Source organism: Streptomyces sp. NPDC043996, from assembly GCF_056435225.1.
This window is the reverse complement of sequence record NZ_JBWKEY010000006.1, coordinates 17,144-29,319: the sequence shown is the minus strand read 5'-3', so window position 1 is coordinate 29,319 and position 12,176 is coordinate 17,144. Positions and strand designations below refer to the sequence as shown.

The 12,176-nt window shown below is 69.6% G+C and carries 7 protein-coding genes; all 7 read left to right on the top strand.

Annotated elements, in window-relative coordinates; translation table 11 throughout:
• The first annotated feature begins 104 nt into the window (after positions 1-104).
• Positions 105-1,358 carry a serine hydrolase domain-containing protein gene (locus tag AC07A4_RS17340; RefSeq protein WP_478599036.1) on the top strand — a complete coding sequence of 418 codons (1,254 nt, stop codon included), beginning with the start codon at positions 105-107 and terminating at the stop codon, positions 1,356-1,358.
• A gap of 67 nt (positions 1,359-1,425) precedes the next feature.
• A complete protein-coding gene (locus AC07A4_RS17335) occupies positions 1,426-2,085 on the top strand; it encodes a response regulator transcription factor (RefSeq protein ID WP_478599034.1) in 660 nt (219 codons plus the stop codon).
• A 201-nt stretch (positions 2,086-2,286) separates the two neighbouring features.
• Positions 2,287-2,973, top strand: coding sequence for a M15 family metallopeptidase (locus AC07A4_RS17330; protein ID WP_478599031.1), 687 nt, complete (start codon positions 2,287-2,289; stop codon positions 2,971-2,973).
• 23 nt (positions 2,974-2,996) lie between these two features.
• Positions 2,997-4,109 carry an endonuclease/exonuclease/phosphatase family protein gene (locus tag AC07A4_RS17325; RefSeq protein ID WP_478599922.1) on the top strand — a complete coding sequence of 371 codons (1,113 nt, stop codon included), beginning with the start codon at positions 2,997-2,999 and terminating at the stop codon, positions 4,107-4,109.
• A gap of 492 nt (positions 4,110-4,601) precedes the next feature.
• Positions 4,602-5,645: a glycosyltransferase gene (locus AC07A4_RS17320; protein WP_478599029.1), complete on the top strand. Its 1,044-nt coding sequence runs from the start codon at positions 4,602-4,604 to the stop codon at positions 5,643-5,645.
• Between the two features lie 468 nt (positions 5,646-6,113).
• Positions 6,114-11,066: an RHS repeat-associated core domain-containing protein gene (locus AC07A4_RS17315; protein ID WP_478599026.1), complete on the top strand. Its 4,953-nt coding sequence runs from the start codon at positions 6,114-6,116 to the stop codon at positions 11,064-11,066.
• A gap of 44 nt (positions 11,067-11,110) precedes the next feature.
• Complete coding sequence (locus tag AC07A4_RS17310; RefSeq protein ID WP_478599024.1) at positions 11,111-12,136, top strand: hypothetical protein; 1,026 nt, start codon at positions 11,111-11,113, stop codon at positions 12,134-12,136.
• The last annotated feature ends 40 nt before the right edge of the window (positions 12,137-12,176 follow it).

Genomic DNA, 12,176 nt, shown 5'->3' with positions numbered 1-12,176 from the left:
CGCGCGTCAACGGTCGGTTCATCGATGAGTCGATCAAGGTCGATCAGGGCCGATCCGGGCTGATCAAGGTCCATCAGGCAGTCGACCAGACAGGGGACGTGGTCATGAACGCGGATTCTCTACGTGGCGTCAACCGGCGGCGGCTGCTCGGGTGGAGCGGCCTCGCGGCCGCTGGCACGGTGGCGGCCGGTGCCGTGCCCGCGGCCGCCCGACCCGGCCGCGCCGAAGCGGCCCGCACCGGTCGCGACGCCATCCCGCCGGACACCCGGCCCGGCGGAGCCTACGACCGGTACGTGGCGAAGCTGGCCGCGGCGGGCACGTTCTCCGGCGTGGTGCTGCTGTCGCACCGGGGCCGGACGGTGCTGTCGCGCAGCTACGGCATGGCCGACAAGGAGAAGGGGGTCCGCAACCACGAGGGCGTCGCGTTCTACCTCAGCTCGGCGGGCAAGCCGTTCGGCGCGGTGGCCATCTTGCAGCTGGCGCAGCAGGGCAAGCTGAAGCTGTGGGACACGGTGGGCACGTACCTGACGGGTTTCGCCAAGGACATCGCCGAGAAGGTGACCCTCCACCACCTGCTCTCCGGCACCTCGGGCCTCAGCAGCCCGGAGGTCGACGTGCAGCGCGTCTTCCAGAGCCGCGAGGAGGTCCGCGAGTACAACGAACGGTGGGCCCGGCGGGCCACGTTGGTGTCGGCCCCCGGCACTCCCACCGACCACTCCGGCGCCGAGGTCGCCATCCCCGCGCAGATCGTGGAGGCCGTCACCGGCACGACGTACTGGGACTACGTCCAGGAACACATCTTCAAGCGCGGGGGGATGACCGGGTCGGCGTTCTACACCAGACCGCAGTGGCTCACCGACCAGCACCTCGCCCACCCGTACATGCGGCTGGCCGACGGCCGCGTGGTGGACGCCATCCGCAACCTGGACCAGGGCAGCCCGAGCCCCCACCAACCGGGCAAGAACCCGGGCCGCAACTTCATCGACGCCCCGGGGGACGGCGGCTTCGCCACCGCCCCTGACCTGGTCCGGTTCGCCCAAGCACTGGGCGACGGCACGCTCCTGGACCGGCCCTACGCCGACGTGCTGACCGGGGCCAAGGCCCCGCTGCCCCCTCAGGGTGGCGGCCTGCGCGACAGCCGGGTGGCCCCCGCCGACGCGGGGTTCGCGGCCTATTCGCTGCCGGTCCACATCACCAACGGCCAGTGGGTGTGGGGGCGCGCCGGTGGCGACCCGGGCGCGGGCGCCAGCTGGAACATCTACCCGGACACCGGGTGGGTCGGCGTCATCCTCGGCAACACCGACGACGTGCCGCTGTGGGAGATCATCGACCGGGAGATACGGGCCGTCACCGGCTGACGCCGATCCCTCGCGGATTTCGGTTTTCCATACACTCAGGCAACATCGCGGCTCGTAGCCTCGGCGCATGCGAGTGCTGATCGTCGAGGACGAGCCCTATCTGGCGGAAGCCATCCGTGATGGCCTGCGCCTGGCAGCGATCGCGGCGGACATCGCGGGGAACGGCGACACCGCTCTGGAGCTGCTTGGCGTCAACGCGTACGACATCGCCGTCCTCGACCGGGACATTCCCGGACCGAGCGGCGATGAGATCGCCAAGAGCATCGTCGCCTCCGGCAGTGGTATGCCGATCCTCATGCTCACCGCCGCCGACCGGCTCGACGACAAGACCACCGGGTTCGGGCTCGGCGCTGACGACTACCTCACGAAACCCTTCGAGCTCCAGGAACTCGTGCTCAGGCTCCGCGCACTGGACCGCAGGCGCGCCCACAACAGGCCGCCCGTACGGGAGATCGCGGGCCTGCGCCTTGATCCGTTCCGCCGCGAGGTCTACCGGGAGGGCCGCTATGTCGCCCTGACCAGGAAACAGTTCGCCGTGCTCGAAGTCCTCGTCGCCGCCGAGGGCGGTGTCGTCAGCGCCGAGGAACTCCTGGAACGGGCGTGGGACGAGAACGCCGACCCGTTCACCAACGCCGTCCGCATCACGGTCTCGGCCCTGCGCAAACGCCTCGGCGAACCCTGGCTCATTGCGACCGTGACCGGCACTGGGTACCGCATCGACACGTAGCCGGAGGCCGGGGCGACAGCAGTCGGAGGGGTCCTTCACCCGAGAGCCGGTCGACCTGTCCCTGCTCGTGGAAGAGGCCACCGAGACCCTGCTCCCGCGGATCACCACACGCACGCTCTGAAGGCTACGAGCCAGCACGTATCGCCCGCGTACCGAAAACCGCATACGTGCCGGGAACATCGCGTCGCCTTCACTGCCGGTATGACTCGCATCCCAGCGTCAGCGCGCACACCGCCCCGCCGGGTTCGGGGGCTGATCGCCGTCGGCCTGGTGGTCGCCCTGGCGGTGATCACCGTGGTGGCTCTCGCCTACCAGGCGTCGCGGCCCTCGCCCCGGGCGTCCTCCGCCGCGCCTCCCTTGCCCCGCGTGCCTTCCGCCTCGCCCCCGGGTGCGGCAGCCTCGAATCCGCCCAGAGGCGAGCGTCGTGCTGCCCCGAGCGTGGCCGACGGCGCCGTCCCCGACGGCGTGACGGTCTTCGACGACTCGATCCCGGCCGTGGCCCGCCTCGATCCGAAACTGCTCAAGGCCCTCCGCCAGGCCGCGAAGGCCGCCGCGGACGACAGGGTCGTCCTCCACGTCAACAGCGGCTGGCGCTCCCCGGAGTACCAGAATCAGCTGCTGCGCAAGGCGGTCTCCACCTACGGGTCCGAGCGCGAGGCGGCCCGATGGGTGGCCACCGCGAGGACATCACCTCACGTGTCGGGAGAGGCCGTCGACATCGGGGACTCCCCGGCGACGACGTGGCTGTCCGAGCACGGTGCCGAGTACGGGCTGTGCCAGATCTATCGCAACGAACCCTGGCACTACGAATGGCGCACCGACGCGAGCGACCGCGGCTGCCCCCGGACGTATGCCGACCCCACCCAGGACCCGAGGATGCGACAGTGAACAGCGGCGAGCGAGTACGGACGATGGCACGGGTGGACCCGGCGGAGGCCGGGCAGGGCAGCAGCCCGGCCGAGAACGGCGCGCGAGGTTCCGGCGCCGGCGCTCCGACAACCGGGACCGGCGGGGTTTGGCGTGCACGCATTCTCCGGGTGAGCCGCTCCCTCGCCGGGCCGGGCCCCTGGAAACGCGGCCCGGTGCCCGCGGCACTGGCGCTCGTACTGGGCCTGCTCATGCTGACGCACGCGCGGATCACCGACCGTGGCGGCCTCGGGAGCCTGGTGGAGACCTTCCTGCCGTGGTTCGGCCTGTGCGTCCCGATGCTGCTGGCCGCCGCGCTGTGGCGCCGCTCCGCCACCGCGGTGGTCGCGCTGCTCCTGCCGGGCACGGTGTGGCTGAACCTGTTCGGCGGGCTGCTCATCGACAAGTCCCAGTCGGGCGGCGACCTCACCGTGGCCAGCCACAACGTCGGCGCCGACAACGCCGACCCGGCCGGCACCGCCCGCGACCTGGCCGCGTCCGGCGCGGACGTGCTGGCGCTGCAGGAGATCACCGACCAGGCCAGGGGCACGTACGAGAGGGAGCTGGCGAAGGCGTACCCGCACCACACGGTGCGGGGCACGGTCGGCCTGTGGAGCAAGCTGCCCCTGTCCCACACCCAGCCGGTCGACACCCAGCAGGACGTCGGGCCGCTGGGGGACGCCAAGCCCACGGAGGCGAAGACGGCCGACATGCGGGCGCTGCGCGCCACGGTGGCCACGCGCCACGGGCCCCTCGCGGTGTACGTGGCCCACCTGGGGTCCGTACGGGTCAATCCCAGGTCAGGCTTCTGGACCGAATCCCGGGACAGAAACGCCCGGGCCCTCGGCGAGGCCCTGGCCGCCGAGCGGAACGAGCGGGTGGTACTGCTCGGTGACCTCAACGGCACCCTGGACGACGGCGCGCTCGACGGCATCACCTCGCGGATGCGCTCGGCCCAGGAAGAGGCCGGCAACGGCTTCGGCTTCACCTGGCCAGCGACGTTCCCGGTGGCGCGGATCGACCAGATCCTGGTCCGCGGCGTGGAGCCGAGGAGCTCATGGCTGCTGCCGGAGACCGGCAGCGACCACATACCGGTGGCGGCGGGAGTCAGCTGGTGAACACCACGACAGGTACGGGGCCGCCGGGCAGAGCCGCCGCACCCTGACCGCGTACGCCACACACCTGTCGTCATGTCGCGCGAAGGGCGCCCCGAAGCGGGGTCGGCGTTCCGGCCCCGCGTTCCAGGCGGCCCACATACCTCCAGGTCATGGGCGGTCCTGACGTTCCCGCATCCCGGACTGCCCGTGGTTGATGGCGGCTGGAACGGATCACGCCGCAAGATCGAGCCGCCCCGGCGACGCGTCAGCCGAACGCCGAGGCGCACGTTCAACGCGGCGCGGCGCGGCCGAGGTGACCGAAGGCCGCGGTCCCGCCCGGTCAAGGCCGCGGTCCCGCCCGGGCGTTGATCCGACGAACCAGCTTGGAGTGCCCTGGTGGCCTTGCGCATAGCGATCACCGCTGAACCGATACCCTCACACGTCTCCGCACTGGACTACGTCACCTGTCCGGCCCTCCAACAGGGCCATCAGGTCACGCTCCACGCTCCCCCGATGTTCCGCCGCGAAGCCCGGCGACGCGGCGTGGCCTTCTCCGGCGCCGGTACGGACTGGACCTGCGCCCCCGCCCTCCAGCAAACAGTCAGCGAGGTCTGGCAGAGACACGGGAACGCCCTCTTCAACCGGTACGTCTTCGGCCACCTCTGGCCCGAACACGCCGAGGCCAAAGCCCATGACCTGCTCACCGCGTGGACGCGGCGGCGGCCCGATCTGGTGATCGCCGAATGCAGCGACCTCGGCGCGCACCTCGCCGCCAGGGCCCTGCGACTGCCCCTGCTCGCGGCCGACAACGGCCTCGGCCCGCTGCTCCTGGATCTCTGGGACACCCACATCCAGCCCGCGCTGCTGCCCCTCTACAAACAGCACGAGCAGGACACGCCCACGCTTCCCCCGCTGCTCGTGCCCGCGCCGACCCACTGGTTCTACAAGAAGCCCCCGCCGTCGACACGCGTGGTCCAACGCACCCTCGCGGACTTTCGCACGGTCCTCCCCGAGTGGCTGGACCGCCCCCATTGGCCGCGCCCGTCGCGCCCGCTCGTCTACGTGAGCCTGGGCACCCTCACCACCACGATGTCCGGGCTGCGTGCTGTGGTCGAAAGCGCCTACCGGGAGATCATGGCCGCGCTCCACACCCTCGGCTGCCGCGCCATCGTCTCCGCGGGAGGCCTCGCACCGCACCTGTCCAGCACGAGCCCTCACATCAAGGTCGTCGAACACGCCCCGCAACCCGCGCTCCTGCACCGGGCCGACCTGTTCGTCACCCACGGAGGCCGGGCTTCCCTCCTCGACGCGGTCCAAGCGGCCACCCCCGTCCTGGGCCTGGGCCTCCTAGCCGACCAGCCCGACAACACCGCCGAGTTCGCCCGCGGCGGCCTGGGCCGGGCGCTGGACGTCACAGCGGGACGCGGCGAGATCGCCGACACGCTCACCGCGCTCCTGAGCGCCCCGCGCTACCGCGCCGCCATGAACACGGCAGCCGCCGAGCTGTCCCAGCTCCCGCCCCTCGACCTCACACACCTCTACAACACCCTCGACTGACCCTGCGCGGGGTGGTGTCGCGCGCCGCGCTGCCGCCAAACCCGCCGCCGACGATCCGGCCTCACACCCACGGAAACCCCGTCGCCCCCGCGTCCCGCGCCAACTCCACGGCGCGTCATGATCGTTGGACCGCACCGCCCCCGCCATTGGTTCACCGCAGCACAGCGCCCAGTTCCACCCCATCGGGCTCCCTGAACGCGCCCCCGCGCTACCCGACGTCAACGCGCCGTTTGGTTGCGCGGCTCAAGCACAGCCAGGGACACCCTCCGTGGAGGCCGGTACAGTGCTCGGACTGCCGGGCACGTACAGACAGTTCGTCAAGAGCGGTTCTCTCTCCGCGGGCCCGAACCACCGTCATCCGACTGACCTGGCGCCCACCGGGCAGCGCAGCAGCGCCTCCCGCCAAGACATCCAGCCGGACCCCGGGGCATCCGACCGGGTCGGCTTCTGTTCAGGGGAGGGTGGAGCATGCCGTCAGCGTCTTCATTTTTCACGCAGGCCACCAATTTCGAGAGTTCGGTGGCGGGCGGCGTGGATCCCCGCACGGGTCTTTACCACGTCCGGATCACGCTGGGCCATCTCGTGGGCAATCGGAATCTCGGCCCATCGCTGCCGCTGGTCCTTGGCTATTCGCCCCTCACGGGTTCCGACATCGGGTTCGGGCGCGGTTTCGGAACGAGGCTCACGACGTATGACACCGACAACGCCCTGCTGGTGCTTTCCACAGGTGAGCGGTACAAGGTCGTCGAGACCGATACGAAGGTGATTCCGCGGCAGAAGAAGCTCGACACGGTCCACGTCACCAAGGACGAGGACAGCAATCTGTACGAGATCGTGCACAAGTCCGGTAAGGTGGAGATCCTGACCGGCCCTCAGAACGCGTTCAGCCTCAAGGTGCCCACCACGCTCCTCACGCCTTCGGGACACCGCTTGACGCTCGGGTGGGACTTCAGCGGCGCGCAGCCCCGCCTCCAGGAGATCAAGGATGAGAGCGACACGCTGCTGACCGTGGACCTGGAGGATGACGCCCAGCACACCCTGCACGTTCTTCCCGGTCACTCCGAGGGCTACGACGTGGAGTTCTGGCTGCAGAACGACCAGCTGTGGAAGGTGCGCCACCTCGGGCTCGGCACGGGCGATCCGCTGGAGTGGGTCTTCTCGTACGGTGTGATGGGTGATCAGGGAGGGTGGGGTTCCTGGCTCACCGAAGTGAGCACGCCCAGCGGACTGTCCGAGGTGGTCTCCTACGCCAGCGACGGCCATCAGTTCCCGCAGAGCTGCGACCTGCCGCCGCTGCCGCGCGTGGTCCGGTTCCAGCAGCTGCCCGGCGGCGGGCAGCCAGCCATCGAGGCGACCTACGAGTACACCTCCACCAACTTCGTCGGCGGCTTCTCCGGCGCGAGTTGCGATGCCGACTCCGACAACCTGTACGGAGTCCTCGCCGACTACACCTACGGTTCCACGGAGTCCCGGACCTGCCAGGGAAAGACCCGCACGACCACCCGTACCTATAACTCGTATCACCTCCTGGTGGACGAGACGACGGCGCAGAACGGCTTCTCCCGGCAGGTTCACACCGAGTACTACGCGCGGACCGGCCTGTCTTTCGATGAGCAGCCCGCTCAGTTCCAGCTCCCGGCGCAGCGCACGGTCACCTGGACCGACCCGGCCAGAAACACGCGCAGCGAGGTCACGTCGACCAGTTTCGACGAGCAGGGAAATCCGCTGAGCCGCACCGATCCGGACGGAAGCCGACTAGATTGGACGTTCTATCCAGTGGAGGGGAGCGGCTCGGACTGTCCGCCCGATCCCCACGGGTTCACGCGCGCGCTCAAGCAGGTCACCCGGACGCCGTCGGCCACCGCGTTCGACGCGCCCGCCGCCACCGTGTCCTACCGGTACGCGTCGTACACCGCTCCGGAACCGCGCGTGAACGCTGTGGTGCTGAAGTCCCAGGAGACGCGGTCCGCCGGTGACCAGACGCTGTCGGCGGTGGACTTCCAGTACGTCACCTCGGGTGATGAGTTCGGCCGCGTCCAGAGCCTCAAGGTGGTCGAGACGCTGGGCGGCGACGAGGGCAACCCGCTCGTCCCCGTCAGTTCGACCCACACCTTTGGCTTCTCGGTGGACGGGGAAGCGCTGTCCCAGACCCACACGTTGGCGACCGGCGCCGGGCTCACGGTGACGCGGTCGGAACGGCGCTCGCGGTTCACCGGGCGCCTGTGGTCGGCCACCGATGCACAGGGCGGCGGTGTGGCCGTCACCTATGACGGACTGGGCCGGATACTGCGTCGCACCGTGCGTCCCGGGACCCCGTACCAGGCGGAAGAGACGTACGCGTACGAGAGGGGCGGCGGCGCCCCGTTCGTGGTGACGTCCGCTTCCCCCATGATGTCCACCGACATCAACGAGCCGGGCGAACAGGTCCGGGTGAGCTTCGACGGTGCGGGGCGGCCCCTCCAGCGCGAGCGCAAGGCCGTTGACGGCGACGGCGGCTGGCACGTCATCCAGCGGATGACCTACGACGAGCAGGGCCGCCCCTCGTCGGTCACCCACCTCGACTATCTGCCCGACGGCAGCACGGCCGTGGACCTGACCGAGACCTTCGTCCACGACGACTGGGGCCAGGTGTCGGCCACCGAGTCCGCCAACGGCTCCACCGTCGTCACCCGGACCGATCCCATCGCCCTGACGACCACCGCCCAACTACAGGGCGACGGCAGCCCGGTCACGGGAACGACGGTGACGACGCACAACCTGCGCGGCGAGCCGGTGAAGGTGGAACGGTTCACCCTGCGAGGGGCCTCCCTGGGCGCCCGCACGCTGGACCGTGACGGCTGGGGCAGGGTCCGCCGGGAGACCGACGAGGTCCACGCCACCACGCACTTCGACTACAACGCCCGCGGCCTGCTCACCCTGACCACGCTGCCGGACGGCACCCACGTCTCACGCGCGTACGACATCCCGCGCGGACCCGGCGCGCTCGCCACGGAACTCACCGTGGGCAAGGCCGTCTACGGCCAGCAGACCTTCGACGAACTGGGCAGGCTGACCGCCACCAGTTCCGGCGGCCGCACCTGGACTTACGACTACGCCCACGCCAGCGACGTCATCCCGGACTCGGCGACCATGCCCGACGGGCAGCGGCGCGGATACGCGGTCGTCCCTCAGCTCGACAACGCCCTGTCGCAGGTCAAGGCCGACCCCCTCGTTCAGGACCTCACTCCCCACCCCGTGACCGGTTTCCCGACCGAAGCGCGGGAAGGCGAGGTCACCCTCACGCGCGGCTACTACCCGTCGGGGCTGCCGCGGAGCGAGACCATCGCCCAGGCCGGCCGTCCCGACACCACCGCGACGTGGCAGTTCACGCTCGGCGGCAACGAATGCGGCTACACAGGGGTGGACGGCGCAACGCGGCGGACCACCCGGGACCGACTCGGCCGGTTCGAGGAGATCGCGGACCCGGACGTGCGGGTGCTGCGGCCGACCTACGACTCCGCGAGCCGCCTGACCGGGTGGACCGTCCAAGACCGCCAGTCGGGAGACACGCTCACCACCGCGCTGACCCTGGACGACCTCGGCCGCGAGGTGGAACGCAGCTTCACCTACGCCACGAAGGGCTCCGGCGGCACCGAGGTCTGGAAGCAAACCCAGGAGTGGCAGGACAACGATCTCCTGAGCCACAGGAAGTCCTACCAGAACCTCTCGCTGGTACGCGAGGAGAGCTTCAGCTACGACAGCCGTAACCGCCTCACCGGCTACGCCTGTCAGGGGCCCGTCCCCCCGCTGGACGAGCACGGCCGCCAGGTCACCGCGCAGACGTTCCAGTACGACAGCTTCGGCAACATCACCGACTGCCGGACCGAGTTCGTCGACGGCGGCTCCGACACGGCCACGTACCACTACGACAACTCACTCGACCCCTGCCAGCTGACGGGCGTCAGCCGCACCAGCCCCTCCCGTGAGATCAGCCTGGCCTACGACGCGGCCGGACGGCTGACCACCGACGACGCCGGACGCACCCTGCGCTACGACCCCCTCGGCCGCCACCAGTCCACCGGCCAGACCGCCACCTACGGATACGACCCGCTCAACCGGCTCCTGACCCAGACCACCCAGGGCGGCCCAACCAGCGTCCTGTCCTACCGCGGCGAAACCCTCGCCACCGTCACCGAGGACGACAAGCCCGCCCGCCTCCTGCACTTCGGCACCACACCTGTAGCCCAGCGCTGCCCTGGCGACCAGCAGCCCACCCGACTCCTGGGGGCGGACAGGACCCAGACCGTACGGGTGGCGGCGTCCGCCACCCGGCAGGACCAGTACGCCTACACCCCCTACGGGCAGCGCCCGCTCCAACCCACCGACGGCATCCTCGGCTACACCGGCCAACGCACCGACCCGGCGACCGGCTGCTACCACCTCGGCAACGGCACCCGCACCTACCACCCCGCGCTCCAGCGCTTCACCACACCCGACCCCCTGAGCCCGTTCGGGGCGGGCGGCATCAACCCTTACGCCTACTGCGCCGGTGACCCCGTCAACCGCGTCGACCCTTCCGGCCACCTCAGCTGGCAGGCCTGGCTCGGCATCGGGCTCGGCGTCGCGGGGCTCGCCCTCACCGTCGTCACCGGCGGCATGGCCATCGTCGCGGCGGGCGGAGTCCTCGCGGCCCTCAGCGCCGCCTCCACCACGACGCTCGTCGTCGGCACCCTGGGCGTCGCCTCCGACGTCACCAGCATCGCCAGCGGCGCCCTCGAAGCGGCCTCGCCCAAGGCCTCGTCCGTCCTCGGCTGGGTCTCTCTGGGCACCGGCGTCGCCGGTCTGGCCGAAGCCGGTGCCGCCTTCGGCCGCACCGCCACCGGTCTCAGCGAGCGCGCCCCTCAACTCGCGGGTGAAACCACCCGAGGCCTCGAGGACACTTACCCGACGATCATCGCAAGGCCCGACGGCGGGCCGCTGATCGTCCGGATTCCCCAGGACATGCACGGCGAGTACAACAGCGAGAGGTACTTCACGCGCACCCCCAACCCCGGGCACCGCAACGCGATCTGGACCACCGTCTACCGGGCTACGCCGTCCATGGTCGAGGAGACCGCCAGGACCGCACGGACACGCGCCGACGTGCGGGAAATCCACATCCTGTCCGGCACCCACGGCGCACGCGCCGGGGACCGAGGTCTAGGACACGCCAAGGCACGTTTCCTGGAGGAGGACGTGGACCTGGCGAGGACGATGAACCGAGAGAACCCGCACGTGTTCGTGAAGGCCCACAACCTCCCCACGATGACACGGGGCGACCTGGAGGCGATCCTGTCGCGCCCCAACGCCGAGATCATCGCGGCGTTCTGCTACAGCCGCAACGACCAGGCCCTCCAGGAGATCCTGGGTCTGCTCCCCACCGTTTCGTTCACCAAGGATTAGGCGCCCTGGGCGCCACGTCACACGGACCGCGAAGGAGACCGCACATGACCCAATGGGCAGGAGTGTCCAAGCTCTCGGTGATGCTCGAGACCGGTGGCAACGCCGCCAGCATCTACGCGAACGGCCGGAACCAGGTCGCCGTGACCATCAGCGTCAAACCCACCGACGAGAACGGCAACACCTACGACGGGACCATATCCTGGCCGAACCAGGTGAACCTCGTCGACTACGTCACCGGCACCAAGCTCAACTGGCAGGGCCACTCGGACTGGTGCTTCACGAACAACGAGAACCAGCATTTCCATCACGTCCCCGGAGCGGGCCAGTCCTTCGAGACCGAGCTCCTGGATGACGGAACCCAGAAATTCACGTTCTATGTGAGCTGCTGGCCCGGGGTGAGCCAGAAGCCGATCGCCGCCTGGGTCAAGACCGACACCGGGAAGGTCTATGCCACCACGGCGGGGTCAGGCGCCTTCGAAGGAAAGGTCACGCTCAACCCGCTGGTAGGCATCACCTACCGGAGGTCGGACGTCAACTGGGACTACTCAAGGACGTCGACCCAGTCCGAAGGCGACACCAAGTACGTGGTTACGCAGGCGTGGAACTACTACCTGTCCCTGAAGTCCACAGACAACTACTTCGTCACCTTCTCGGTGTCCGGCTACTGGAGCGACCCCGGCTACGAGGGGTTCTTCGCGTGCGACATCACGCCCGACAGCCACCACAAGAACTTCTACGGCTCCTACGTCTGGTACCAGGAACCCCACGAGAGCGCGTACAACACGTACGACGGATTCGGCGGGAAGATCGTCAACTTCCCCGACGGGAACAAGTGGTCGGACTACGCGAAGATCTACGACCGGCCCTATCCGGATCAGTACCTGTGTTTCACCTGGGTGCACTCCACCACCGGCGGCAACGGCTGGCACATACCGAACGGGCCGATACACACGTGGCGGGTGTACTTCAGCCCGGTGATCACCGCTTGGGACAGGTACGGCAACACGGGGAAGTTCGGGATCGACGGCGCGGGCGTCGACAACGGGATCGACCTCACCGACCAGACGTAGGAACACCAGACGCACGTACAGGGGCGGCTCGCCCCTCGGC

What these genes read in the sequence shown, in the direction of transcription:
- AC07A4_RS17315 (WP_478599026.1), top strand. Translation starts at nt 6,114, where the DNA reads ATGCCGTCAGCGTCTTCATTTTTCACGCAGGCCACCAATTTCGAGAGT.
- AC07A4_RS17330 (WP_478599031.1), top strand. Translation starts at nt 2,287, where the DNA reads ATGACTCGCATCCCAGCGTCAGCGCGCACACCGCCCCGCCGGGTTCGG.
- AC07A4_RS17340 (WP_478599036.1), top strand. Translation starts at nt 105, where the DNA reads ATGAACGCGGATTCTCTACGTGGCGTCAACCGGCGGCGGCTGCTCGGG.
- AC07A4_RS17335 (WP_478599034.1), top strand. Translation starts at nt 1,426, where the DNA reads ATGCGAGTGCTGATCGTCGAGGACGAGCCCTATCTGGCGGAAGCCATC.
- AC07A4_RS17310 (WP_478599024.1), top strand. Translation starts at nt 11,111, where the DNA reads ATGACCCAATGGGCAGGAGTGTCCAAGCTCTCGGTGATGCTCGAGACC.
- AC07A4_RS17320 (WP_478599029.1), top strand. Translation starts at nt 4,602, where the DNA reads ATGTTCCGCCGCGAAGCCCGGCGACGCGGCGTGGCCTTCTCCGGCGCC.
- AC07A4_RS17325 (WP_478599922.1), top strand. Translation starts at nt 2,997, where the DNA reads ATGGCACGGGTGGACCCGGCGGAGGCCGGGCAGGGCAGCAGCCCGGCC.